General features: G+C 36.4%; 26 protein-coding genes and 2 pseudogenes. 17 read left to right on the forward strand and 11 right to left on the reverse strand.

From position 1 onward, the window contains the following. Positions 1-49: 49 nt before the first annotated feature. The 3 genes and pseudogenes from AVJ19_RS10565 to AVJ19_RS10575 all read right to left on the reverse strand — a co-directional run bounded on the left by AVJ19_RS10565 (position 50) and on the right by AVJ19_RS10575 (position 2,557). A complete protein-coding gene (locus tag AVJ19_RS10565; RefSeq protein ID WP_111859674.1) occupies positions 50-319 on the reverse strand; it encodes a YARHG domain-containing protein in 270 nt (89 codons plus the stop codon). A 263-nt stretch (positions 320-582) separates the two neighbouring features. Then, a complete protein-coding gene (locus AVJ19_RS10570) occupies positions 583-1,455 on the reverse strand; it encodes an NAD(P)-dependent oxidoreductase (RefSeq protein ID WP_111859675.1) in 873 nt (290 codons plus the stop codon). 3 nt (positions 1,456-1,458) lie between these two features. Then, a pseudogene (locus tag AVJ19_RS10575) lies at positions 1,459-2,557 on the reverse strand (alpha/beta fold hydrolase). 138 nt (positions 2,558-2,695) lie between these two features. Here AVJ19_RS10575 and AVJ19_RS10580 point away from each other — a divergent pair. The 9 genes from AVJ19_RS10580 to trpB all read left to right on the forward strand — a co-directional run bounded on the left by AVJ19_RS10580 (position 2,696) and on the right by trpB (position 10,673). Next, entirely contained in the window at positions 2,696-3,883 is a 1,188-nt protein-coding gene (locus AVJ19_RS10580; RefSeq protein WP_111859676.1) for an O-succinylhomoserine sulfhydrylase, read from the forward strand. A 91-nt stretch (positions 3,884-3,974) separates the two neighbouring features. Next, entirely contained in the window at positions 3,975-4,304 is a 330-nt protein-coding gene (locus AVJ19_RS10585) for a YbaB/EbfC family nucleoid-associated protein (protein WP_111859677.1), read from the forward strand. An 11-nt stretch (positions 4,305-4,315) separates the two neighbouring features. Next, positions 4,316-4,912 (forward strand): recombination mediator RecR, encoded by a 597-nt coding sequence (gene recR, locus AVJ19_RS10590; RefSeq protein ID WP_111859678.1) that lies wholly within the window; start codon positions 4,316-4,318, stop codon positions 4,910-4,912. A 413-nt stretch (positions 4,913-5,325) separates the two neighbouring features. Next, positions 5,326-6,468 (forward strand): ribonuclease D, encoded by a 1,143-nt coding sequence (locus AVJ19_RS10595; RefSeq protein ID WP_111859679.1) that lies wholly within the window; start codon positions 5,326-5,328, stop codon positions 6,466-6,468. Between the two features lie 145 nt (positions 6,469-6,613). Continuing rightward, entirely contained in the window at positions 6,614-6,919 is a 306-nt protein-coding gene (locus AVJ19_RS10600; protein ID WP_111859680.1) for a YcgL domain-containing protein, read from the forward strand. Then, positions 6,885-7,328 carry a hypothetical protein gene (locus tag AVJ19_RS10605; protein WP_111859681.1) on the forward strand — a complete coding sequence of 148 codons (444 nt, stop codon included), beginning with the start codon at positions 6,885-6,887 and terminating at the stop codon, positions 7,326-7,328. Before AVJ19_RS10600 ends, AVJ19_RS10605 begins: the two co-directional genes overlap by 35 nt. 20 nt (positions 7,329-7,348) lie before the next feature. Beyond that, positions 7,349-8,200, forward strand: coding sequence for an AAA family ATPase (locus AVJ19_RS10610; RefSeq protein ID WP_111859682.1), 852 nt, complete (start codon positions 7,349-7,351; stop codon positions 8,198-8,200). Positions 8,201-8,215: 15 nt separating this feature from the next. Further along, positions 8,216-9,403, forward strand: a complete 1,188-nt coding sequence (locus AVJ19_RS10615; protein ID WP_111859683.1) for a vWA domain-containing protein — start codon at positions 8,216-8,218, stop codon at positions 9,401-9,403. 61 nt (positions 9,404-9,464) lie between these two features. Beyond that, on the forward strand, positions 9,465-10,673 hold the full coding sequence (gene trpB / locus AVJ19_RS10620; RefSeq protein WP_111859684.1) for a tryptophan synthase subunit beta: 1,209 nt from the start codon (positions 9,465-9,467) through the stop codon (positions 10,671-10,673). A gap of 87 nt (positions 10,674-10,760) precedes the next feature. Here trpB and AVJ19_RS10625 read toward each other — a convergent pair whose 3' ends face one another. From AVJ19_RS10625 to AVJ19_RS10635, 3 genes are all read right to left on the reverse strand, one after another. After that, the gene (locus tag AVJ19_RS10625; RefSeq protein WP_111859685.1) at positions 10,761-11,192 is read right to left on the reverse strand and encodes a CBS domain-containing protein; all 432 of its coding nucleotides are present in this window, start codon (positions 11,190-11,192) and stop codon (positions 10,761-10,763) included. Positions 11,193-11,393: 201 nt separating this feature from the next. Beyond that, positions 11,394-11,771 (reverse strand): DUF2750 domain-containing protein, encoded by a 378-nt coding sequence (locus tag AVJ19_RS10630; RefSeq protein WP_111859686.1) that lies wholly within the window; start codon positions 11,769-11,771, stop codon positions 11,394-11,396. Positions 11,772-11,906: 135 nt separating this feature from the next. Beyond that, positions 11,907-12,140 (reverse strand): hypothetical protein, encoded by a 234-nt coding sequence (locus tag AVJ19_RS10635; RefSeq protein WP_111859687.1) that lies wholly within the window; start codon positions 12,138-12,140, stop codon positions 11,907-11,909. A 228-nt stretch (positions 12,141-12,368) separates the two neighbouring features. On the opposite strand from AVJ19_RS10635, the gene AVJ19_RS10640 reads away from it, so the two are divergent. Beyond that, positions 12,369-12,728: a hypothetical protein gene (locus AVJ19_RS10640; protein WP_111859688.1), complete on the forward strand. Its 360-nt coding sequence runs from the start codon at positions 12,369-12,371 to the stop codon at positions 12,726-12,728. 235 nt (positions 12,729-12,963) lie between these two features. Further along, positions 12,964-13,221, forward strand: coding sequence for a hypothetical protein (locus tag AVJ19_RS10645; protein WP_162626584.1), 258 nt, complete (start codon positions 12,964-12,966; stop codon positions 13,219-13,221). Positions 13,222-13,267: 46 nt separating this feature from the next. On the opposite strand, the gene AVJ19_RS10650 is transcribed toward AVJ19_RS10645, so the two are convergent. Beyond that, on the reverse strand, positions 13,268-14,803 hold the full coding sequence (locus tag AVJ19_RS10650; RefSeq protein WP_111859690.1) for a M16 family metallopeptidase: 1,536 nt from the start codon (positions 14,801-14,803) through the stop codon (positions 13,268-13,270). A gap of 21 nt (positions 14,804-14,824) precedes the next feature. Next, entirely contained in the window at positions 14,825-16,162 is a 1,338-nt protein-coding gene (locus AVJ19_RS10655) for a M16 family metallopeptidase (RefSeq protein WP_228203350.1), read from the reverse strand. A 271-nt stretch (positions 16,163-16,433) separates the two neighbouring features. On the opposite strand from AVJ19_RS10655, the gene ftsY reads away from it, so the two are divergent. The 4 genes from ftsY to AVJ19_RS10675 all read left to right on the forward strand — a co-directional run bounded on the left by ftsY (position 16,434) and on the right by AVJ19_RS10675 (position 19,705). Further along, positions 16,434-17,546: a signal recognition particle-docking protein FtsY gene (gene ftsY / locus AVJ19_RS10660; protein WP_111859691.1), complete on the forward strand. Its 1,113-nt coding sequence runs from the start codon at positions 16,434-16,436 to the stop codon at positions 17,544-17,546. 187 nt (positions 17,547-17,733) lie between these two features. Beyond that, complete coding sequence (locus tag AVJ19_RS10665; RefSeq protein ID WP_111859692.1) at positions 17,734-18,417, forward strand: nitroreductase family protein; 684 nt, start codon at positions 17,734-17,736, stop codon at positions 18,415-18,417. 315 nt (positions 18,418-18,732) lie between these two features. Continuing rightward, positions 18,733-19,329, forward strand: a complete 597-nt coding sequence (locus tag AVJ19_RS10670; RefSeq protein ID WP_111859693.1) for a nitroreductase family protein — start codon at positions 18,733-18,735, stop codon at positions 19,327-19,329. 85 nt (positions 19,330-19,414) lie between these two features. Beyond that, the gene (locus AVJ19_RS10675; protein ID WP_162626585.1) at positions 19,415-19,705 is read left to right on the forward strand and encodes a hypothetical protein; all 291 of its coding nucleotides are present in this window, start codon (positions 19,415-19,417) and stop codon (positions 19,703-19,705) included. Positions 19,706-19,759: 54 nt separating this feature from the next. On the opposite strand, the gene AVJ19_RS10680 is transcribed toward AVJ19_RS10675, so the two are convergent. After that, a complete protein-coding gene (locus AVJ19_RS10680) occupies positions 19,760-20,953 on the reverse strand; it encodes a hypothetical protein (RefSeq protein WP_228203348.1) in 1,194 nt (397 codons plus the stop codon). Positions 20,954-21,227: 274 nt separating this feature from the next. Here AVJ19_RS10680 and AVJ19_RS10685 point away from each other — a divergent pair, with 274 nt between their 5' ends. Then, positions 21,228-21,923, forward strand: a complete 696-nt coding sequence (locus AVJ19_RS10685; RefSeq protein ID WP_111859695.1) for a DUF2057 family protein — start codon at positions 21,228-21,230, stop codon at positions 21,921-21,923. A 99-nt stretch (positions 21,924-22,022) separates the two neighbouring features. Here the strand turns inward: AVJ19_RS10685 and AVJ19_RS10690 are convergent. Both AVJ19_RS10690 and AVJ19_RS10695 read right to left on the reverse strand, forming a co-directional pair. Beyond that, a pseudogene (locus AVJ19_RS10690) lies at positions 22,023-22,966 on the reverse strand (phosphatidate cytidylyltransferase). Then, on the reverse strand, positions 22,963-23,661 hold the full coding sequence (locus AVJ19_RS10695) for a lysophospholipid acyltransferase family protein (protein ID WP_111859696.1): 699 nt from the start codon (positions 23,659-23,661) through the stop codon (positions 22,963-22,965). Before AVJ19_RS10695 ends, AVJ19_RS10690 begins: the two are co-directional and overlap by 4 nt. A gap of 352 nt (positions 23,662-24,013) precedes the next feature. On the opposite strand from AVJ19_RS10695, the gene ybaK reads away from it, so the two are divergent. Next, positions 24,014-24,481 carry a Cys-tRNA(Pro) deacylase gene (ybaK, locus tag AVJ19_RS10700; RefSeq protein ID WP_111859697.1) on the forward strand — a complete coding sequence of 156 codons (468 nt, stop codon included), beginning with the start codon at positions 24,014-24,016 and terminating at the stop codon, positions 24,479-24,481. The last annotated feature ends 196 nt before the right edge of the window (positions 24,482-24,677 follow it).

A 24,677-nucleotide genomic window follows, 5' to 3' on the forward strand; every position in this document is an offset into this window, starting at 1 on the left:
AATTCCTTGCTTATGCTGTTTTTAAACTATAAAAGTATCTATCATACCGTTATTTACAGCTTAATTCTTTTTGACGCGCAGCAATTTGATCCAATTTTTGCTGTTCTTTTTCAGAAAACTTAGGTTTTGATGTAAAACAGTTTTCATTACCAAATTTTGCTTTTGCTTCAGGGTCTTTGAAGCAGAAACCTTTTGATGCATAAATAACGTTATAGTCATCTTGCAGTTTTTTACATTCTTGTGCGTTATCCGCAGCAAAAGTAGAAGAACCGATGAATAAACTGGTCAATGCAAAGGTTGTAACTAAAAACTTTTTCATGAGTTTACCTCAATTGGACATACTGTCACTTATATGGTTTAGATTATAGAGGACTATCTTTGTTTTTCAATGATGAAAAATTATTCAAGTGTAATTTTACTTCATATTTTATTCATATATTACAAAATGATTTAAATATCAGTCATTTTTATATCTGAAGCACTGTTTATTTAAAAAGTAAAAAACAAGCTTTTAAATAAAGCATGCGTATTTACCCATGCTTTTGAAATATCTATTATTTAATATGCCGCATCGGGAACATATTATTCTAAAGTGATGTTACTCCACGATTCATAAAGTTTTATAGCGGTTGAAAAGTCACTATTGGGTTCAGCCAAAGCATTTGCTGCTTGGATCAGGCTTTGAGTCAAACCAATTACAGGCGCAGAAAGCTTGGCTTCTCGGACTAAATCAATCGCGATACCAGTGTCTTTGGCTAAAAGCGGTAGAGCGAAAGTCAATGGAAATTCACGATTTAAAATACGTTGTGGTAAGGCTGTTTCCGTAACGCCACTTTTACCACTTGATGCATTAATACAGGCAAGTGCTTCATTTAAATCAACATCATGTGCCTTAAGGGTGGTAAATCCTTCGGCAGCAGCACAGAGATGAACAGCCATCATCATATTGTTAATGGCTTTGACAGCAAAGCCAGCCCCCGAACCACCAACCCGTTTGATTAATTTCCCCATGGCTTGCATGGCAGGAAGCGCTTGTTGAAAAGCGTTTGAGTCACCACCAACCATAAAGGTCAAAGTTGCATTTTCTGCGCCAATCGTTTGCCCACTGACAGGGGCATCTAAGAAATGAACCCCTTGTTCAGCTAAACGTAGTGCTTGTGTTTTGGCTGCTTCAGGGACACCACTGGTACAATCGACCCAAATACAGCCTTTTTTAAGTTGTACTTGTGCCAAAATAGCATCGACTTCTTGACTAGTAGGTAAGCAAGAAAAAATTACATCAGCTTGCACAGCATTTTGTAAATCAACAGCTTGCGTACCATATTCAGCTGCATGTTGCTTGGCTTTATCTTGATTTCTATTCCACACATAGACCTCATTAAAATGTTTGGGTAAATGTGCTGCCATACGGTAGCCCATTGCGCCTAAGCCAATAAATGCAACTGATTGAGTCATTATTTAGTCCTTATATTGTGTTGAACGTTCATCTAACCATTGGGTAAGCATCGGCCAAAACTCATCTGCACTTTTTTGACTCGACATTAAGCCTAAATGCCCACCAGGAATAAGAGTAAACGTGACATCACGGCTATTTGTCAATTCGCTCAAAGGCTTAACAGAGGCTGCTGTGACCATTTGATCGTTTTTACCTGCACCAATCAAAAGTGAACAATCAATATTTTTAAGCTCAATAGTTTTGCTTTTTTAAGCGAATTGCGCCTTTTTTCAGTGGGTTTTGCAACCAAATATTAAACAGCATATCTTGATTGACTCCCCCAGGATAATCAATCATATGGTTTAAAAAATTACCTAAAGTTGCATGTTCGTGTAGTAGTTTTTCATCGTCTAGGTTCAGTAAAAGTTGTTTATGACCTTCATACCAACCTTTGGGATCTAAAATTTTAAAACCAATCGCATTTAAAATACCAGGTGTATGTAAAATTCTTTTTGGGATCATGCCATGATAAATAGATTGTTGAATTTTATGGTTTTTAGACAGCAGCATATTTACTCGTTTATAGAGCTTGCCAATACCACCTGATGAATAACTGTCAATTGGACTGCCTAAAACTATTAGATTTTTCACATAATTAGGTTGTTTTAAAGCTGTATAAAGCAGCACAAAAATGCCCGCCATACTCCAGCCGTGTAGAGAAATTTGTTCACTTTTTGAGTGTGCACGAATTTGATCAATACAGTATGGAATTGCTTCATCAATAAAATTTAAAAAATTGAGATAACGATGTTTATAACTGAGTTTGCCCCAATCCAATAAATAAACATCAAAACCTTGTTCAGTGAAATATTTAATCAAAGAACGATAAGGATAAAGATCGTAAATCGACATATTGATCGCCAAAGGTGCAACGAATACCAAAGGTTCTAGGTATTTCCGTTCAGTTGCAGCATAAAAGCGGATTTTAGCCTGATTGTAGTGACCAATAATTTCATAAGGCGTAGTTTGTGATAAAACCAATGATTTACCATTGAAAATACGTCTAGATAAATTTTTAATTTTGCTCGAACGGACTTGAGGATGACTCGTTAATTGTTCCATAAGGCGTTTTAGTCCAAAAATCATAAAAGTTTGATCGAAGTCTAAGCGATAATTTCACATTATACCTTGACCTTAAATACACTAGACGCTCAAAATGTTAGCAATACTTTACAAAGGCAGTGGATCACTGAATTTAACATGAGCCAACAAGACGACATAGAATACCAACTTGATACATTAGCGATTCGTACAGGTCATAATCGTAGTTTTGAGGGTGAGCATAGTGAACCAATTTTTCTCACATCTTCTTTTGTGTGTGAAAATGCGGCTGATGCTGCGGCTAAATTTTCTGGACAGATCGAAGGCAATACCTATTCTCGTTATACCAATCCAACCGTACAAACTTTTGAAAAGCGTTTGGCAGTCTTAGATGGTGCAGAACGTGCGGTTGCAACAAGTTCAGGTATGGCTGCGGTACATGCGGTATGTATGGCATATCTTAAAGCAGGTGATCATGTCATCTGTTCACGTGCTGTGTTTGGTTCAATTATTTCCTTATTTGAAAAATATGTTGTTAAATTTGCGGTAGATGTCACATTTGTTGACTTAGAAGATTTAGATGGTTGGAAACAGGCAGTTCGTCCAAATACACGCCTATTGTTTATTGAAACACCATCAAATCCATTGGCTCAAGTAGGGGATATGCAAGCAATTGCTGATATTGCGCATGAACATGGTGCTTTATTTGCAGTGGACAATACTTTCTGTACACCCGTATTGCAACAACCGATTAAATTTGGTGCAGACTTAATTATCTATTCATCAACAAAATATATTGATGGACAAGGTCGTGCGTTAGGTGGTGCTGTTGTTGGGAAAGACAAACTTGTTGAAGAAATTAATGGTGTGATTCGCACATTAGGTAATTCAATGAGTCCATTTAATGCATGGATCTTCTTAAAAGGTTTGGAAACACTTAGCTTGCGCATGAAAGCACATTGCGAAAGTGCACAAAAACTTGCTGAATGGCTGGATGCACATCCAAAAGTTGAAAAAGTATATTATGCAGGTCTACCAAGCCATGCAGGTCATGATTTGGCGAAAAAACAACAATCAGGCTTTGGTGGTGTTGTTTCGTTTGTAGTGAAAGGTGAGCGACAAGGTGCATGGACAGTCATTGATCATACTCGTTTCTTGTCCATTACCAGCAATTTAGGTGATGTAAAGTCAACAATTACCCATCCTGCAACGACATCACATGGCAGAATGTCAGCTGAGGCAAAACAAGCAGCAGGCATTGTAGAAGGTTTAATTCGTGTGTCTGTAGGCTTAGAAAACATTGATGATATTATCGGTGACCTTTCTCGTGGCTTAGATTTAATTTAGAATCTGCTGGAATGAAATAAATGCTCAAGTCTAAAAGCGAGTTTAGACTTGAGCGATGAAAATTTAAACCACTTTATGTTCGGAGAATTTTATGAACATTAATATGCTCATGCAGCAAGCTCAACGCATGCAAAAAGATATGGAAAATAATGTCAAAAAGGCAAAAGAAGAACTTGCTCAAACTGAGGTTCATGCCGAAGCAGGTGGTGGTTTGGTTAAAGTTACAATGACTTGCCGTAATGTTGTTAAACGCATCGAAATTAGTCCTGACTTGTTACAAGACGATGCAGACATGATCGAAGACTTAATCGCTGCGGCAATGAATGATGCTGCACGACAAGCAGAAGTTGTATCTGAAGCGAAAATGAAAGAAGCAAATGCAGGCATGGGTTTACCACCAGGTCTTGCAGGCATGTTCTAAGGGTTGCTTAGGTGTTTAGCAACCGTTTTGATCAATTGGTACAAGCATTAAGAATATTGCCAAGTGTTGGGCCGAAGTCGGCGCAGCGCATGGCATTGCATTTGATTATGAAAAACAAAGAAGGTGCTGTAGCTTTAGCATCTGCTTTAAACGAAGCGACTTCTTATATTCATGAATGTTGCATTTGTCATTCTTTAACTGAAAATGAAGTGTGTGATATTTGCCAGTCTACAGAACGTAATGACCAAATCCTCTGTGTGGTTGAGTCACCTGCTGATGTGATGGCGATTGAACAAAGTGGTAGTTTTAAAGGGAAATATCATGTTCTCGGAGGGCATTTGTCACCTTTGGATGGGATTGGACCTGAAGAAATCGGCATTCCTTATTTGGTGCAAAGACTGTCAAATGGGCAAGTCCAAGAAGTGATTTTGGCAACCAATGCAACAGTGGAAGGTCAAGCAACAGCACACTATTTGGTGGAAGCAACCAAGCACTTGGGGATACAAGTGACCCGTATTGCGCAAGGTGTGCCACAAGGGGGCGAGCTTGAATATGTCGATAGCCATACCTTAAGTCAAGCTGTGCATAATCGGATGCAGATGAAATAAGCACATTAGTGCTTATTTTTTTGTCTAAATTTTTATCAAAGAACCTGAATTATTGATGAAATGTCTCAAAATATGGAAAAGTAAAGAGAATAAGAGACAAAGTTTTCCATAAATTTATTGTTTGAATATAAATATTTACAATTGCTATGCAGAATTTTACTCAAAAAAAGTAATTTTATGCCACGATGCACATAGATCATCATTGTGATTGTTTTCAAGTAATATTCAGATATAAATGGATTTATATAGGGATTAAGTGTTAAAAACTATTTTTAAAATAGATTTGTTATATAGATATTGCTGAAAAATATAGCTTTTGTTGTAAATTACTTTAAAAATATTATATTTATATTTTATATATTAAGGTAAAATCAACATTTCATTTAAATGTAACATTTTGACGCAAAACAGGCATGTTTCAATTTATTAATCAGCAAAAACAACTCGACCACGTGATCCAATTGATGCGTCAGAGTTCTATTTATGGTCTAGATACTGAATTTATCAAAGTCGATACATTATGGCCAAAACTTGGCGTGTTCCAAATTAATGTCTGTGATCAAGTATTTTTACTTGATGGAACAACTTTAGATTTATCAGAATTTTGGGCATCTATTTATCAGGCAGAGCAAAATGTATTTCACGCATGTAGTGAAGACATTGACTTGATTTATCATTATTCACAAAAAAAATGTTTAGAAAATGTTTTTGATACCCAAGTTGCCATGTCTTTTTTAGGACATGGTTTACAAGTGAGTTATCAATCTGCATTAAAAACAGTCTTAGATATTGAGATTGATAAAGATCAAACTCGCTCAGACTGGTTGGCTCGACCTTTAACGTGTAAGCAAATGGATTATGCAGCAAATGATGTTTTATATATCATGCAGTTGGCAAATGATTTGAAACAACAATTGCATCATAAAAATCTTTATACGTGCGTGGTAGAAGATTGTAATAATCTAACCTATGACATTGCGCAGGAAACGCCAAAAGATAAGTTATACAGTGATATTGGTAACTATCGTCATTCACGTAAACAATTGATGCAATTGCAACAATTGTGTTTGTGGCGTGAAGAGCTTGCTAAAGCATTAAATCAACCACGTAGTTTTATTTTAAAAAATACAACGATGCATGATTTGCTCGAAAAAAATCCAAAAAATAACTTCCAATTGTCACAAAGCAAAGATATTCGTCCAAATATTGTGCGTGAGCATGGGAAAACAATTTTAGATTTGTTGAAATTTCTTCCTGATATGGATGAATGGCCATTGCGTATTGCACGCCCAATTAAGCATTCTTCACAGGAGGTTGCTCAGACAGTGGAGGATTTGATTTTAGATGTTGCGACTGAAATGCAAATTCCGAAAGAAGTTCTTATGCGTAAAAAATGGATGAATGCATTATATCAACATGTAGTTTTTCAGCGTGATGAACAGGATTTACCTCGCTATTTGCTGGGTTGGCGTTATGAATTATTAACACAACCGCTCATTAAAATACTGGTGAATGACAAACGCTATCTTTCTACGCAAATGGAAGTTTTTCCTTAAGTGTATCTGGATTGAGTCAAAATGAATTGGTTAAAGAATTTACAAACAGCATAAAATAACGACTGATGCGTTAACAAACGCTAATGTATCCGTTGTTTTTTTCATGTATGCTGTTGTTTGAGTTTTAGTTACGCTGTTGAATAAAATGCATTGTGATATTTATAAGTCGAGCAAAAAAGATGAAATGTATCTTTATGTGGCTCGTCCAAATCATCCAAATGAAGCTGAAAATGCGGATCCACTTGAGATTTTAGCTGAACCATTGCGTGTTGCATTTGGTCGTGCAACGTATGTGATGCATTTGGAGTTAAATGAATCGCGTAAATTGGCACGTGTGAATGTGTTACATGTGTTGGATTCATTACAAACCAAGGGCTTCTTTCTTCAAATGCCGCCTGAAGGGTTAATTAATCCAAATGCGGTTGAACCAGAGGGATTACGCGGTGCTTGAACAGTTATCAGGAATATGGGCAAATTTCCTCAACCTATTTGATTCTATACCAGAAGATAATATTGCGATCACTGTCTATATTCTTGGGACACTGATTATTTTAAGGTGTTGGTATTCGATCGCAAAACGTCTACCTTCACCATTAGGTGGGATTACATGGATTATTGTATTTGCAGTTATTGCAACCCCAACTATTTCAGAAGGACCTAATTCTGCGATTGCTCCAGCATTTTTTGGATTACTTTTTGGTGTACTCACTAAAGACTCTCCATTAATTTGGTCAAATGCAGCACTGATTACTTTTGTAATTGGTATTGGCTTAGTGCTCGGCTTTTTTTGGTCGAAATACAAAGCAAATAAAAATTCAATGCAAAAAACAGCGGCAACGAAAAATACGTCACCACTTTAAATAAAAAATAAAGGTTAATTATGTCTGTGGAAGTGCAACAATTTACAGGGACAGCGCAATATATTGCGACTGATAGTTTGAAACTTGCAGTAAAAGCAGCACGAGCATTGCAAAAGCCGCTTTTGGTTAAAGGTGAGCCTGGTACAGGAAAAACCTTGTTGGCTGAGCAAGTTGCTGAAAGTTTAGGTTTAAAATTAATCACTTGGCATATCAAATCAACAACCAAAGCACAGCAAGGTTTGTATGAATATGATGCTGTATCGCGTTTACGTGATAGTCAGCTCGGTGATGATCGTGTTTATGATATTAAAAACTATATTAAACCAGGTAAATTGTGGGAAGCATTTACCAGTGAAGAACGCTGTGTTTTATTGATTGATGAAATTGATAAAGCTGATATTGAATTTCCAAATGATTTGTTGCATGAACTTGATAAAATGTCATTCTTTGTTTATGAAACAGGTGAAACAATTACAGCAACTCAACGCCCGATTGTAATCATTACTTCAAATAATGAAAAAGAATTGCCAGATGCATTTTTGCGCCGCTGTTTCTTTCATTATATTGAGTTTCCTGATGAAGCAACCATGCGTGAAATTATTGCGGTACATTTCCCAAAAATTTCATCGACTTTGGTCTCTGAAGCTTTACAAGTATTCTTTAAATTACGTCAAGTACCTGGCTTAAAAAAACCACCTTCAACCTCTGAATTGATTGATTGGTTGAGTTTGCTTATGGCAGATGATATGCCTGAAGATATTTTACGCAATCATGATAAGTCAAAAGCGATTCCACCTTTATATGGTGCCTTAATTAAAAACGAACAAGATGTGCAATTGCTTGAACGTTTAGCCTTTATGTCACGTCGTTAATAGGGGGATCGCCAGATGTTTGTGCGATTATTTTATACCCTGAGAAAATATGGTATACCTGTTTCAACTCGTGAATTGATTGATTTAAATCAAGCAGTTGCAGCAGGTCTGGTATTTGCTAGTCAAGATGATTTTTATCAACTCGTTAAAACGGTTATGGTCAAAGATGAAAGATTCTTTGATAAATTTGATCGTGCGATGAAAGATTATTTTGAGGGAATTCAGACCTTTGATATTGATGATCTACTCAATAAAGTTCAAAACTTACCAAAAGATTGGTTTGATTTAGAGCTACTCGAAAAGCATTTAACACCTGAGCAACGTGCTGAATTGATGAAAGCGGGTTCGCTTGAAGAATTGATGAAAATGTTGGAAGAGCGTTTACGTGAACAACATAAAAAACATCAGGGTGGAAACCGCATGGTCGGGACGGGAGGGACTTCACCTTTTGGTGCATTTGGTGATCATCCAGAAGGTGTGCGGATCGGTGGTCCAAGTCGTAAAAATTCAGCAGTCAAAGTTTGGGAACAGCGTAAATATCAAAATCTTGATGATGAACAGATTTTAGGTACTCGACAAATGCAAATGGCTTTACGTCGTTTGCGTAAATTCGCCCGTCAAGGTGCTGCTGAAGAGTTAGATATTAACAGTACTATTTATGAAACGGCAAAGCAGGGCATATTGGATGTACAAATGGTGCCTGAACGTCGTAATCGCATTAAAGTTTTAATGTTGTTTGATGTTGGTGGGTCAATGGATTCTCATATCGCACAGTGTGAAAAATTATTTAGTGCTGCTAAAACTGAATTTAAAACACTCGAATATTTTTATTTCCATAACTGCTTGTATGATTATGTATGGAAAGATAATTTTCGCCGTTCATCAACCAAAATGAATACATGGGATTTATTGAATACCTATGGTAAGGATTACCGTGTGATTGTCGTTGGTGATGCGAGTATGGCACCGTATGAGTTAAAGTCTGTCGGTGGCTCAGTGGAATATATGAATGATGAAGCTGGTGATGTGTGGTTACGCCGTTTACGCAATCATTTTGAAAAAACAGCGTGGCTTAATCCAGAACAAGAAAATTATTGGCACTATACACAAACAATTGGTTGGATTAAGCAAATCTTTGATGATCACATGTATCCGATGACCTTAAAAGGTATCGAGGATTTGACTAAATATCTATCTCGTTAGCCTTGAAAAATATTTATAATTTCAGATTAAATTGAAATATGTTGATGATCCGAGGAATGAAATGACACATCAAATTAATGGCATTGCTTTACCAAATGAAGAAGGTTTTTTTGGTGAATACGGTGGTCAATTTATTCCACCTCATTTAAAACAAGCGATGGATGAAATCAATGTTGCATATGAGGAAATTCGCCATACGGCTGAATTTCAAAATGAACTCGCTGATTTATTTGCCAATTATGTAGGTCGTCCAAGTCCACTATTTCATGCAAAACGCTTATCTGATCAAATCGGTGGCGCACAGATTTATTTGAAGCGTGAAGATCTAAACCATACTGGCGCACACAAAATTAACCATTGTTTGGGCGAAGCTTTGCTTGCTAAATATATGGGTAAAACTAAAGTGATTGCGGAAACAGGTGCAGGGCAACATGGTGTTGCTTTGGCAACAGCATGTGCTTTGGTTGGTATTCCATGTGAGATTCATATGGGGCAAGTGGATATTGAAAAAGAACATCCAAATGTGGTCAAAATGAAAATTTTAGGTGCAAACTTAATTTCAGTGACTCGTGGCACAGCAACATTGAAAGATGCGGTGGATAGTGCTTTTGAAGAATATCTCAAAGACCCGCAAAGCTTTATTTATGCAATTGGTTCAGTGGTTGGTCCACATCCATTTCCGAAAATGGTGCGAGACTTTCAAGCCATCATTGGGGATGAGATCAAACATCAAACCCATGCACGTTTTGGTGCAAACCCTGACTATATCGTGGCATGTGTGGGTGGTGGTTCAAATGCCATGGGTGCATTTACAGCATTTTTAAATGAAGAAAATGTTAAACTCGTTGGTGTTGAGCCGGCAGGTCATGGTTTAGATACGGATCAACATTCGGCGACACTAACCTTAGGAAAACCAAGTCAGTTGCATGGTATGGCATGTTATGTATTGGAAGATGAACAGGGTGAGCCTTTACCTGTGCATTCAATCGCTTCAGGTTTGGATTATCCGGGTGTTGGCCCACAACACAGTTTCTTAAAAGATTTAGGGCGCGTGGAATATTCAACTGCGACAGATCAAGAATGTTTAGATGCATTTATGACTTTGTCACGTGTTGAGGGTATTGTACCTGCTTTAGAAAGTTCACATGCAGTTGCTTGGGCGATCCGTGAAGCTGCAAAAATGCCAAAAGATGTGAAAATTGTGGTAAATCTTTCAGGTCGTGGCGATAAAGATGCCGACTTTGTTGCTGAAAAATTAGGTTTAAACTAATTTAAAACTAAGTTGATAAAAAACCTAGCTTTGGCTAGGTTTTTTATATTTACTTCAATCTTGTTGTGAAAATGTAAATCTATCAGCCTAACCAGAAATATACTGTTTTAACTGTTCAATTAGCTTGCGTTGGTCTTCCATTGTGGCTTTGACAAGATCTCCAATCGAAATAAAACCAACTAAAACACCTTCCTCAAGTACAGGTAAATGGCGTAAATGACCATCCGTCATTAAACTTAAACATTGCTCAACGGTATGGTTTGGCGTCACAGAAATGACTTTTGGTGTCATGATTTCTGCTACAGTGGTGTGGTCAGAAGTACGCTGCATGAGTGCGATTTTACGGGTATAGTCACGTTCAGATAAGATTCCCACAACTTTGTTGTCTTGGGTAACCACGAGTGCACCAATGCCTTTATTTGCCATGATTGTAATGGCTTGTAGAACAGTATGTTCAGGAGAAATCGTAAAGATTTCTTGACCGATTTTATTGTGAATTACTTGAGCAACTGTAGTCATCATTATTTTCCTTTTCGTTTTTATTGCACTCTTTTAACTTAGCTTTATTTTAAAAGAATGCAAATACTTTCGTATGACAATCGCAGAAAAAAAACAATGATTTGTTTAATCTTTCGTCAAAAACAGCTCAATTTTCAGATAAAAGGTTAAACAGTTTATATAAGCGAAGTGTGGAAAGAAAAATGGCAATGCAATTTCAGCTTATATTGCGTGAAATTGCATTGAATTATCGAAGAAAAAATGATGCATTTGTGTAGTAGAAAGTTTGAATTTACGACCTGAAGAATTAAATAAAGCAGGTTTTACATTCAGACGAGTGAGGGTCGGAAGTAAGGCATCTTGAAAATCTTTTGGTGTAATTTTCTTAGGTGTGTATTGTGGCCAATGTAAACTCGCATATTGATATGCTTGCAACGAGTTTAGCCAAAATGGAAAGAATACATCGTTTTTGTCGGTCTTCATTGCCCAACCTTGATGATATAAGCCCCATAAAACCCCGCAATACATGAGCGATTTAAGAATAGAGAGTTTGATCGTCAGTTCTTTAGAAATTGGTTGAAGAAGAATGTATTTTTTCATGATAAACAATCGAATCTGATACAACGCTATTGTAAGCGATTCGACTATTTTTTTAATGTAAGCTTGCTGTTAATTCGTAAACAAATATGAATATAAAAGCATGCTATTAAAAAACGCCACCTAAGTGACGTTTTATTATGCTTGCATAGTGGCTAATTTTTGCCAGTATTGCGCTTTAAGTGAATCACGTTCTACACGAAAACCTTGGAAATAAAGTTCTGCTAAGAACATTGCTGCTTTACCATGACCTGCTTTTGCTGCATCTTCTAACTGTTTTACCGCATCTACAAAGTTCATTTCTGAATGAATCGTATTTACCGCACTTGCATACACATGTTCTAAGTCATGTTGAGAGATTTGATGAATCATATATAACTCCTTATTGTAATTATGATCATTTGCAGACCTCCCATGAGGTCTTTTTACTTACAGTACTAATCTAATCTATCTATATTAAACTAATATTACAATTTACTTAACTTGTCAACTATTTTGAGACGCTAGATTGAATGATTTATGATTACATGATTAAACAATAATCAGAAATAATTTTTATTAAAATCTATATGAGGAAGACGACTAAAAAGGAGAACAAATATGAAAAATATCATAGATGGTTTTAATTTTGATGTTCCTCCAACTGAGTCTCAAGTTGTTGCACTTGCTCAGTATCACCGCAAACAATTGGACGAAGCAATGTTTCACCAAGAAATTCACTTAGGTGAGTTTTGTTTAGCACAAAGGAAGCGTGTGCATGATTATACACAAAATCTCGCACCTTTGCAAAAATTAGGATTTTACCGAGTCTACAATGGTGAATTACATCGTTTAGCAGATGATGATGACTTGCATCCTGCACATGCAGAGGGTGGTGTCAGCGTTTTTGCTGTATTTTTAGTTTTGGCAATTATTGCACTTATTTTGTATTTTGCAGTGATTCGCTCTGTTTTAAATTAAATCAGAGTGAATAAATGAATCATTTAAGTATCATGTTTGAATGAGCGTTTGAAATTAGGGTTATTAGACTGTACTTTGTTTAATAGCCCTTAAATTTGTGTGTATTGACTTGAAACACTGTATTTTTAATTGTCTCACGATTAAACTACCTAGATATTCGAGGTAGTACATGCTCATATCAAAAGATCAATTTTTACATTTTAAATCGCACATTAGCTTAGAGTATTTTTTGAAAATGGCGATCATAGCCGTTGTGGTCTTTATTTTACTTGTTTCAACCTATGCTTTATTTCGCCCGATTAATGTTGAAAAATATCAACAAGTAGCCAAACTCTCTTTACAGGAAAGTTATCCACATACGCAAGCATTGGCTCAGCATTTACATTTACAGCCACAAATAGCCACCCATGAATATTTTAGGCTCATGCGTGCTTATGCCTATGAAAGAGGGCATGTAAAAGAATATCCTGCGATGGCAATTGAGGATGAATGAGGCTTTAAATCAAATTTTATTACCGATTTGTTTATTGGTTGATGTTTTATGGTGATGTAGCATTTGCTTTTTTGGGTGTTAATGTCTCTGTATTTTTTTCAGGTGTATAAATGCCTAAATTTGCATTGAGCATTTTCTTTAAAGCTGTTTGATCAAGTTCATTGGCAACAATGACAAGCGTTAAGCGATCTGCACGAATATGCTTTTCTAGGGCAGCTTGTACTTGTTTGGCTGTAATTTTACTGAGTTGTTGCTGATACTGTGATAGGTAATCAGCAGGTAAATGGTAAAAACCAATAGATGCTAATTGTGCATTAATATTGGCATTGCTACTAAAAGTCATTGGAAATGAACGTAGCATTCCTTCTTTGGTTTCTTCGAGTTGTTTACGTTGAATGGGTTGACTGACAAAATCAATGAGTGCTTGATGTGCAACACGAATACTTTCCATCATTTGCTCTTGTTGTGTCCCATAACTTAGACTAAAGAGCCCACGTGCTTGGGTTGAGGATAGTGTGCTATATGCACCGTAGGTATAGCCTCGTTTCACACGTAATTCTTTCATTAAAATAGAATTAAATCCGCCTCCGCCAAACATTTGATTGGCAACTTCGAGTGCAATGCGATCAGGGTTTTCACGAGTAATACCGAGATGCCCCATCATGATATTGGCTTGGGTCGATTGGTAAGGAATAAACTGAATATTAAAATCAGATTGATCGAGTGGCTCTGGTATTTCAGCTGCTTTTTCACCTTGTTTTAAGTTTTGACTCAGTAAATTTCCAAGACTTGTTGCTTGTTCGGTGGTTAAATTGCCTGTGATTGCAATATTCATATTTTGTGCAACTAAAAACTTATTGCGAAATTGCACCAATAATTCAGGGGTAATTTTTTGAATACTGCCATTCGTCCCAACACTTGGTTCTGCGTATGGGTGTTTGCCATAGATCGCACGATAGAAACGAATACCCATTAGGCGGCTAGGATTTTCTTGGATTTGTTTTTGTCCAATTTTGGTATTGTTTAAAACCAAACTCAGTCCACTGTTGTTAAATGTCGCATGGTTAAGAATATGTAGCATCATATCAACAGCGGGATTGAGCTTTTTCGGGTCGGACAAGACACGCATGCGTACTGTAAACATATCTCGGTAAGCATTTACACTAAATTTTGCACCTAAACCCTCAAAAGTACTGGCGATTTGTTTTGCAGTATATTGTTCTGTACCTTCAGTCATCAGTCGAGCTGCCATATTAGATAGCCCATTCATGCCTGTAGCAATATTTTCATCTTGGGCTGAGCCTGCATTAAAGGTGAGTTGAATATCAACAATGGGCAGGTCTTGGGCAGAGACAAAGAGAGTACGGACTTTGTGGCTATTATTAAGTTCTTGTACGAATGGTGCTTCATAGCTTTTTTGTTGACTTAAATTTTTTAGACTCTGCAAAGTGGTCAAAGATTTTAATGGTGTATCATTAGGGAGTTCTTCAATATTTTGTGTTTCATCACTATTAAACTCAGCAAGGCTCAGGTTTGAACAGAGTAAGGTCGTAAGTAATACAATAAGTTTAGATGTTTGCACTGAAAGCTCCTGATTTTTTTTCTATTTTTTGTTGTTTGATTCAGGACTTAAGTACAGGGTACTTAGGTTATCTCGAACAAAATAAACATTGGCAATACGTTGCAAATCTTGTGGCGTGACTTTGTCAAAATGTTGCGGTAATTCATCCATTAAGCGAAAGCTCAAGCCATTCACTTCTAGATTTCCAATCATATTTGCCTGTCCAATGATGTCATCTTGACTATAGACCAAATTAGACACGAAGTTATTTTTGACACGTTCTAACTCAGTTTGATTAACCAATTCAGTTTTAAATAGGTTCATTTCTTTTTCAATTGCAGCTTGTGCTTCTGTGAGCGAAACATTTTCAGAGGGTAGTGCTGAAATGACAAATAGACTATCACCACGATTGTAAGGGTCGTAACTGACACTAATTGCAGTTAATATTTTTTTATCCCGAACTAAACGATCTTGTAGACGGGCAGAAATGCCACCATCAAGTAAAGACTGAATAATGGTCAGTGCATAGGCATCTTGTGGATTCTTTGCAGTTGCAAGCGAACGTACATTCCATGCCATAAATAAATTTGGCACTTGCACAGGCAATGCCAGTTCCATATGGCGATAGCCTAAGCGGTCAAACTCAAGCACATCATTTCGATCAGGCGTGGCTTTTTTAGCAATTCCCCCAAAATATTTTTCGACTTGTTTCAGTGCTTGTTCTGCGTTGACATCACCAACGATAACCAAGGTTGCATTGTTAGGCGTATACCACGTTTTGTACCATTTTTTTAAATCATTCAGTTGAATATTCTGTAGATTTTTCATATAGCCAATCACGGGCTGACGATGATGACTGGTAGGGTAGGCAATCCATTTAAAACGTTCATAGGCTAGATTACGAGGATTGTCATCAGTACGTTGACGGCGTTCTTCCATCACCACCTTGATTTCGGGTTCAAAATCTTGTTGGCGTAAGACGAGGTTTTGCATACGATCTGCTTCAAGCTCTAATGCCAATGGAAAATATTTTTTAGGATAAAGCTGATAATAGTTGGTGTAATTGGTAAATGTTGCGGCATTAATGCGTCCACCATAGATACGACTGAGACGAGTAAATTCATCATCAGGTACTTTCTGCGTGCCTTTAAACATCATGTGTTCTAAGACATGTGACATACCAAGCACATTACCCGATTCATCACTGCTGCCCACAGCATACCAAATCTGTGTCATGACAATCGGGGCACGATGGTCTTCTCGGATAATCACTTTTAGACCATTGTTTAAAGTCGTTTCAAAGGTGGTACGTGCCAGTTGACTTTGTGTTTCAGAAAATGCCAAAGGACTGCTGAAAGTTACAAAGTAAAATCCACTCAAAAGCGCTAAACGAGATAAAGTAGTTGAAAAAATATGGTGAAGTATTTTTTTGATATTCGGCACTACTTATCCTAAAAGTATGAAGTATAAAAACTATTCTTTAGAAAAATGCGTTTTAAATCAATATTGAAATGTTGCATTTTGGTTGATTTGCTTAAACATCTGTAGAAACAGGTGATGGAGTGACTTTAAAGTGTCTTAAACGCTTATCAATAGGACAATCTGTGCTAAACTCTTTCTTTTTTAACATGATGCTTTTCAAGGAATCGGCATGCAAGAACAGCAAAATAAATTCTTGATTGATGCGGAAATTGGTGATGATGATGTCACATTGCCAAGTTTACCCGCCGTTGATGTGCCTATCGTTGAAAATAAAATTATAGAAACACCTGTTGTCGAAACACCTGTCGCAACAGAGACGGCTGTGACAGAAGAAGAACAGTCAGAGCCACAAGCCAAAGGTGGTTTCTTTAGCCGTATGAAAGAGGGTTTAACCAAAACCCGTAAAAATCTTGCAGATGGCATGGTCAATATTCTGATCGGTGGCAAAGAAATCGATGATGAATTACTTGAAGAAGTTGAAGAGCAACTTTTAGTTTCAGACATTGGTGTTGAAGCAACCAAGACCATTATTGCCAATTTGACTGAGCGTACAGAACGTGGTGATTTGATTTATTCACATTCATTGTATAAGGCTTTACAAGAGGAATTGGTGGCTTTGCTTGCACCACGTGTTAAGCCACTACACATTGATCCAAATAAAAATCCATTTGTAATTTTGGTGGTTGGTGTAAATGGTGTGGGTAAAACAACCACCATTGGTAAACTTGCTAAACGTTTACAAGGTGAGGGTAAAACAGTCATGTTGGCAGCGGGTGATACTTTCCGTGCCGCAGCGACAGAGCAGTTACAGATTTGGGGTGAACGCAATAATATTCAAGTCGTCGCACAAGGGCATGGTGCAGACAGTGCATCAGTGATTTTTGATGCTTTTGAAAGTGCACGTGCCAAAGGTGTTGATGTGTTAATCGCAGATACCGCAGGGCGTTTGCATAATAAAAGCAACTTAATGACTGAGTTGACTAAAGTCAAACGTGTGATGCAAAAGATTGATGCAACTGCGCCACATGAAGTGATGCTAGTTGTTGATGCTGGAACTGGACAGAATGCCATTAATCAAGTGGAAATGTTTGATGAAGCAGTGGGTTTAACGGGTCTGACTATTACCAAACTGGATGGTACAGCCAAAGGTGGTGTATTGTTCAATATTGCCAGTCGTACACATGTTCCGATTCGTTTTATTGGTGTTGGTGAGAAGATCGATGACTTGCGTCCATTCTCGGCAAAATCATTTGTGGCTGCATTGTTTGAAACTGAAAAATAATACATTTGGCATGTCTGCTGGATAAACAAACAAAAGCTCCGTTTATGACGGAGTTTTTTGTTTTTAAATGATTTTATGCTGTAAAAATAAGCGTTAATGCTATTGTAAAATATACAAATTACCCGAATAAAGTTAAAATACATAAAAAAATTATGCCTTTGTTTTTGATTTTTTAGGGGAATGTAAATTGACAATTTTGTCTAAAATCGGTCATGTGTTAACAACGGATTTATCCAAAGATTTACTTTTTAAACGCAAAGAAAATCAAAGTGATGAATATCAGTTTCTAGAAGAGTTACGTAAGCGCCGTAGCATTTACCATTTAGGAAAAAAGGTTACTCATTCACAAGAGGATCTAATCGCTTATATTAAAGAAGCGGTCTATTGTTGTCCTTCAGTATTTAATTGCCAAAGTGCACGTGTGGTGATCTTGGTACAAAATTCACATGAACAATTTTGGACAATGGTTAAGGAAATTCAAAAAAAATACATGCATGAAAAAGTTTATGATGGCATGGCATTAAAAATAGATGATTGTATTGCGGCATACGGTACGATTTTATATTTTGAAGATCAGAATGTTCTACAAAAACTGCAAAAACTCAGACCATTACAAGCAGATGATTTTGAAGTTTGGTCAGAGCAAAGCTCAGGCATGGTACAGTTTGCTGTATGGAGTTTACTTGCGAGTTTGGATTTGGGGGCAGCCTTGCACCATTACAATCCAAATATTAATGAGCAAGTTTTGCAACAGTATGACTTACCTGCACATTGGCAACTCAAAGCGCAGATGACTTTTGGTTCGATCATGACACCTGCGGATGCAAAAACTTATGAAGACGAGCATGAGGTTTTTCGAGTTTTTTCATAAATTTATCTCTGTAAATGTTAGGTAAATGATTTGAAGATTTGCATAATCAATGCGTAAAGAAAGGTTATTTTTAGCATGTGTTCTATGGTATTTCAGGTGAAAGCTACGTAATAATAACTGCGCTGATCAAGCAGACGGTCAGCGTCATGGATCTATTGACTGTGGTTTTAGATAGGTGATTGTGATTTTATAAGATCGTTCTATTTCTGCAACAGAATGTCATATAGATACCACTGACGAATATGGTTTGAATGCAATACACTGAGATCATCTTAAGAACACGACCATAAGGTCAAACAAAGACTGAGGATTACGATAATGTCATTTTTAGATCAAATCAAACAACGCCGTTCAATCTATGCAATTGGTAAAAATGTCACTTTAGACAATGCCAAAATTGAAGAAACGATCAAACAAGCAATCAAACTAAGCCCATCTGCATTTAACTCGCAAACTTCACGTGCAGTGACATTATTTGGTGATTCACACGTAAAATTTTGGACAATCGTATTAGAAACTTTACGTAAACTTGTTCCAGCAGAAGCATTTGAAGGTACAAGTCAAAAAATTAATAGTTTTATCGCAGGTTATGGCACAGTATTGTTCTATGAAGACCAAGACGTGGTTAAAAGCCTTCAAGAACAATTTGCACTTTATGCGGATAACTTCCCAATTTGGTCAGAGCACTCTACAGGGATTGCACAATTTGCAACATGGACTGCACTTTCAGAAGCAGGTTTAGGTGCATCATTACAGCATTACAACCCAATCGTAGATGAAGAAGTTGCTCAAACTTTTAACGTTCCAAGCAACTGGAAACTTCGTGCACAATTAGTTTTTGGTTCAGTTGAAGCACCTGCGGGCGAAAAACCATTTATGGATGATGCTGAACGTTTTAAAACATTTAACTAATATTACTGTAAATAAAAGAGTGCTGAGGCGCTCTTTTTTTGTTTTAAAATGGCTAAACTTACTGTATTTGGTTAAAGAATAACAATTGTTTCACCTACAATGGGGAGGTAATATCTGGAAAATTTTAAAAATTAGAAATATTCATGAAGAAAAATGTTTATCTTGCGGACACTATAGCGTACCGACATATCGAGGAAGTCTTTTTATCACGCTTTTATTGCTATGTTTTGCAATTATTCCTGGAATTATCTATGAAATGTGGCGTAGACATGCAGGAAAAATATGCCGTTATTGTGGACAACAAAATTTTCAAAAATTTAATGAATCAGCAAACACACATATCAATAAAAGGCAAAATAAAGATTTATCAGAATAGAGGGCAACATGAATGTTACCCTCAGTTGAAAAATAAGCATGTAGGGGGCAAGATTTAGCGTGCGCCTATAGGTTGATATAGACCTTCACCTTTACCAATTTGTGCCTGATAGATTGGAATCCAAGGGGAATAGAAAATGTTTTGTTTCCATTCATTGAGTATAATAAATCCATTGCGTGCAATGGCGATACGGTCTTGTAAACTTGCAAGATTGGTCGCACTAAATGGTGCACGAATGATTAAATAGGGTGTGAAAATTAATTTAAATTTATTTACACCAATAAAAATATCACCACGTAACCCAGTATTTTCTAGACTTAATGACAACATAAATTCATTAATTTTTGCAAAATCACGCATCAATGCTTTGTCCCACATAGGTTGTAATATTTTTTCTTGTTCATGAATACCAAATTGGATGGCTGCATCTGTTGCGAGTTTCTTGAATTTTGCAGAATTTGTTCCCGATTTTAGGGCTTCATCATCTGCCAATTTTTGTAGTGTAAATGCTTGTGAAAGGTTTGTGCCATATCCACTTAATTGTTGTGCTAATTGTTCTGATTTGTAATGTTGGTGTAAGACACTCAATCCTCCAATATCAGCCATGACATTGGCTTGTCCTTGAATTAATTCATTATTTGCTTGTGCTATTGTTGATTGTAGTGTTGGAATATTCATTCCTGCGATCACTAAATTTTGCCCATTACTGAGGCGAAGAGGATCTAATGCATTGGATAAAGAAAAGGTTAATGAATACATTGAGCGAACATCATTCGCTACGAAGATGCCTAAATTTGACCAAAAAAATTGTGGGTTATTACGACTGAGCGCATCGTAATACATGAGAATAAATGCATTCGTTGCTAATAATATTTTTTGTTGAGATGCGCTACCATAAGTATTGGTTGCTAATTGCTTGACTGTTGAAAATTGTTGACGAATTTTGCTGCGAATACTTTCATATTGTTGAGATGCAGACACAATAGAGGGGTCATAAAGTGATTTTTGATTATTGGCAAGTGTATAAAGCTGTTGATAAAGTACTTTTTCTGATGCGCTTAAATTACGTGGCATCATATTCTTGGTAATGTTATAGGTCAGCGTGGTGAGCTGGGTTGAGCTAACTTGTGTTGTGTAATTGGTTGCTGCGATAGTTTGTGTCGTTATACTGAGAGGCAATATGGTTAAAGCACTGAAAATGCAGACATGTGCGAGGGATTTTATATTCAAAAACTTATGTGAGTTCATTGTAGACATTCCTGTATATTTATTTTAGGTTATTTATATTTTGAAAATAAAATTTCAAAGTATATCTTTATAAAGTTGTTTGCATCATTTTTCTATGTATTTTTGAGAACATTGGATGAATAGCAATTGAAGGCAGTAAAATAGTAACTAAAGCCCATTTTAAAGTGATAGAAATTATATTTTATGCATACATTTGACTGTTGTCATAAAAATGTCATGAGGACATAGCATAGTGCATTAAATTTTAAAGTTTATTGATATTTGAGAAATACCTATGCGTTTTAAATTTGCAGCAAGTGTAATGGGTCTGGGTTTGATCATGAGTGCTTCAACATTTGCAGCAGTCACCATTACCGCTCCTGAAGAAATTGTGGTTTTAGCTGTAAATGATCAAGAAGTAAATACAGGTATTTTTAGAACTAAGAAAAATGAATATAGAGTAGATGCAGGTCAAACGGCAATCAGTGTACGTTATCAGCAGTATTTTGAACATTTAAATAGTGAGCATGATATTTTAAAATCAGGTGTAGTGACCATTACTGCACCCAATCTACAAGATGGTCAAACTTATAAATTAAACTTAGTCGATGCACCTAAAGATTTTGATGCAGCAAAAAAATATGCAGAACAACCAACAATTGCTTTGTATGATCAAAATAATCAAATGATTGTGCAGCAAACAGGTGCAAATAATGAAGCAAAACCGTGGTTATCAGGTGGGGTTTTTGGTCGAGTATTTGATTTAACCACATCAAAAAAATCTGAAAATCAGCCAGCACCTGTCTATGCAAATACACAACAGCCTGTAGCAACAGCGAATACAGCAGTTACAACGACTACATCCGCACCAAGCACCGCACCACTCAATGTAAATACAATCAATGGTGCAGATCAACAGATGATTCAAATCTGGCAAAAAGCATCAAAAGCAGAACGTCAACGCTTTATGAGTTGGTTGGCTGAGCAATAATTATTGATCTATTATGAAAAAAAGGATGGAAAATTTCAATTCATCCATCCTTTTTTATGTGATTTATTTAGAAACGATTGCTTTGCAAAAGCTCATTTCTTAACTCCACCAATAGCGTAAAATATGAAAGAAAATAGGTGCAGAAAAACAGATAGAATCAATCCGATCTAACATACCGCCATGACCATGAATCAATTGCCCCCAGTCTTTAACACCACGATCACGTTTGATCGCAGACATGACTAAACCACCAAAGAAACCAAAAATACACACAATTAAACCAATAAAAGCAGCTTGTAGATAGCTGAATGGCGTTAGCCATGCCATGAGAACACCCAAACCTGTTGCGAGTACAATACCACCAACAAGACCCTCAACTGTTTTTGATGGAGAAAGCACTGGGGCAACTTTATGTTTACCAAATAATTTTCCACATACATATTGTAAAACATCAGATGCTTGCACCACCATGATGAGCCAAATCGCCAACCAAATCTTCTCACCTTGAAAACCAGGTAATTTTAGATTCAACAAAGCAGGTACATGGGAAATACAAAATACGCTGACCATCAGCCCCCATTGGATTTTTGAACTACGCTCTAAAAAGTGTGTAGTATCTTCCTGTTTTAAGCTTGCAATCGGAATCAGTAAAAAAACATAAAGGGGAATAAAGATTGAATACAAACCGTACCAATCGGTATAAATCAAATAATATTGATAGGGAATAACAAAATAAAAAGCGATGAGCAATGGGAAATAATCACCACGTCGAGTGGGTAATAAACTAATAAATTCACGTAATGCAAATAAAGAAATAATACCAAAAAGGATGATAAATGCTGTTTTTCCAAGCAAAATGGCAGCACCAATCACGATCAGCATCACCCACCAAGCATTGATTCGTGCATTTAAATTATCAATGACAGAAGAGGGTTTTGTACCTGCACGTTGTTTTAGAATAAAACCAACACTTGATGCAAAATTAAAATGGCAGCAAAAATGCCAAATAACCAATAGGTTTGTTGTAAATTATCCAAGGTCATTGATTTTCAACCTCTTTTAATTTTAGTAGTTCTTGTTGAGCATACGCTAAAAATTCAACTTTATCCATTTCAAAATGCTGATCTAAAGGGCAGCCAAAACAAACTGTAGATAATAAGGGTAACGGTACAAAAGCACCTTTGGGCATCACACGTCTTAAATTAGAAATCCATACAGGAACAATTTCAACATCAGGAAAGGCTTGATGTAAATTGTATAAACCGCTCTTAAATTTTAACAACTCCACATCATCATTGAGATTGCGAGTGCCTTCAGGAAAAAAAATAATCGAATAACCTTGTTCTAGGGCATCTTTAATCGGTTGTAATGGATCTTGATTATTTTCACGATTGCGTTGAATGGTGACACCGTTAAATGTATTGTGAATCAGAAAACGGCGCATAGCATCTTTTAACCAGTAGTCAGATGCTGCTACAGGCTTGGTTTTTCTACGGATTGGTGTAGGTAGGGATGACCACAGTAAAATAAAGTCAATATGACTATTATGATTGGCATAATAAATACGTTGCTTACATTCTTCGGGTTGGCAGCCAATCCACAGGCTACGAGCCCCAGTAAGCAATCGTGCGCCACGCCGTGTTAAAAAAGAAATGGAACGGGCAAGATAATTGGAAGCACTCGCATGTTGCGGGGCTAAAGGTCTTTGATTATTATCCTGTGGTGCAATTTGCGTCATAATAAAACCAAAATTGTTATTGTAAAAAATAAGTTGGATATGAAAGCCATTAAAACAAGATATTACATGATGAGTAAAGTAATTTTAACTTAAATCAATGTTAGACATCCTTGCAGTGAGTGCTATTGACTATCGTCGTGTTTGTAGAAATTGTAGGGTAATTTTATGATTTTATTCAAGTTGTAGAATTGTATCTTATGTTCTGAATATTTCACATATTTTGTGCTTCGTTTGCTTGATATTCATGGAAAATAAATCGATAGTGTTTACTGTTGAAGAAATAGCCTAAGCAAATTTAACTTCTGATCTCAGATGGCATATAATTACTCATTATTTTTATAGAATGTAAGTCATGACACCTGCATGTAAAGTTTTGAAATCAAATAAAATCGAATTTTCAATTCATGAATATGAGCATGATGCGAATGCAAAAAGTTTTGGTTTAGAAGCAGCAGAAAAATTAGGCTTAAATGTTGAAGAAGTTTTTAAAACGTTGATGGTTACCGATGACAAAAATTATTTCGTTGCAGTATTGCCTGTCAGTCATCAACTTAACTTAAAAAAAGTTGCAGCAGCTTTTGGTACGAAAAAACTACATATGGCAGACCCAAAAGATGCTGAGCGTTTAACAGGCTATTTGGTTGGTGGAATTAGCCCTGTTGGACAAAAGAAACGTTTAAAAACAGTGATTTGTGAAAGTGCGGAAGTGCTTGAAAAAATGTATGTCAGTGGTGGGAAACGAGGGTTAGATATCGGTGTGAATCCTAGCGATTTAGCTAAGGTTTTAGGTGCTAATTTTGCTGATATTGTGGATGAATAGGGCGGTTTTTTATCAATGAAAAAAGCTTTATTTTATTAGTGTTACTCACAAAGTTACTCACAAAAATATTCCTTGCAAATATGTTACTCACAAAAAAGCCAACCTAAATGGTGGCTTTATTTTCTGTCCCAACATCCAGGACTGTGGATTGAACATAAGAATTAAACCAGTAACTTTTGTAATGGTCAAGTAAATC

Source organism: Acinetobacter sp. CFCC 10889 (assembly GCF_003268395.1).
Lineage (GTDB): Bacteria > Pseudomonadota > Gammaproteobacteria > Pseudomonadales > Moraxellaceae > Acinetobacter.

Bases quoted from the DNA above. Each gene is read 5' to 3' on its own strand.
- AVJ19_RS10565 (WP_111859674.1), bottom strand. From the start codon at position 319: ATGAAAAAGTTTTTAGTTACAACCTTTGCATTGACCAGTTTATTCATC.
- AVJ19_RS10570 (WP_111859675.1), bottom strand. From the start codon at position 1,455: ATGACTCAATCAGTTGCATTTATTGGCTTAGGCGCAATGGGCTACCGT.
- AVJ19_RS10580 (WP_111859676.1), top strand. From the start codon at position 2,696: ATGAGCCAACAAGACGACATAGAATACCAACTTGATACATTAGCGATT.
- AVJ19_RS10585 (WP_111859677.1), top strand. From the start codon at position 3,975: ATGAACATTAATATGCTCATGCAGCAAGCTCAACGCATGCAAAAAGAT.
- AVJ19_RS10595 (WP_111859679.1), top strand. From the start codon at position 5,326: ATGTTTCAATTTATTAATCAGCAAAAACAACTCGACCACGTGATCCAA.
- AVJ19_RS10600 (WP_111859680.1), top strand. From the start codon at position 6,614: ATGCATTGTGATATTTATAAGTCGAGCAAAAAAGATGAAATGTATCTT.
- AVJ19_RS10605 (WP_111859681.1), top strand. From the start codon at position 6,885: ATGCGGTTGAACCAGAGGGATTACGCGGTGCTTGAACAGTTATCAGGA.
- AVJ19_RS10610 (WP_111859682.1), top strand. From the start codon at position 7,349: ATGTCTGTGGAAGTGCAACAATTTACAGGGACAGCGCAATATATTGCG.
- AVJ19_RS10615 (WP_111859683.1), top strand. From the start codon at position 8,216: ATGTTTGTGCGATTATTTTATACCCTGAGAAAATATGGTATACCTGTT.
- trpB (WP_111859684.1), top strand. From the start codon at position 9,465: ATGACACATCAAATTAATGGCATTGCTTTACCAAATGAAGAAGGTTTT.
- AVJ19_RS10625 (WP_111859685.1), bottom strand. From the start codon at position 11,192: ATGACTACAGTTGCTCAAGTAATTCACAATAAAATCGGTCAAGAAATC.
- AVJ19_RS10630 (WP_111859686.1), bottom strand. From the start codon at position 11,771: ATGAAAAAATACATTCTTCTTCAACCAATTTCTAAAGAACTGACGATC.
- AVJ19_RS10635 (WP_111859687.1), bottom strand. From the start codon at position 12,140: ATGATTCATCAAATCTCTCAACATGACTTAGAACATGTGTATGCAAGT.
- AVJ19_RS10640 (WP_111859688.1), top strand. From the start codon at position 12,369: ATGAAAAATATCATAGATGGTTTTAATTTTGATGTTCCTCCAACTGAG.
- AVJ19_RS10645 (WP_162626584.1), top strand. From the start codon at position 12,964: ATGGCGATCATAGCCGTTGTGGTCTTTATTTTACTTGTTTCAACCTAT.
- ftsY (WP_111859691.1), top strand. From the start codon at position 16,434: ATGCAAGAACAGCAAAATAAATTCTTGATTGATGCGGAAATTGGTGAT.
- AVJ19_RS10680 (WP_228203348.1), bottom strand. From the start codon at position 20,953: ATGAACTCACATAAGTTTTTGAATATAAAATCCCTCGCACATGTCTGC.
- AVJ19_RS10685 (WP_111859695.1), top strand. From the start codon at position 21,228: ATGCGTTTTAAATTTGCAGCAAGTGTAATGGGTCTGGGTTTGATCATG.
- AVJ19_RS10695 (WP_111859696.1), bottom strand. From the start codon at position 23,661: ATGACGCAAATTGCACCACAGGATAATAATCAAAGACCTTTAGCCCCG.
- ybaK (WP_111859697.1), top strand. From the start codon at position 24,014: ATGACACCTGCATGTAAAGTTTTGAAATCAAATAAAATCGAATTTTCA.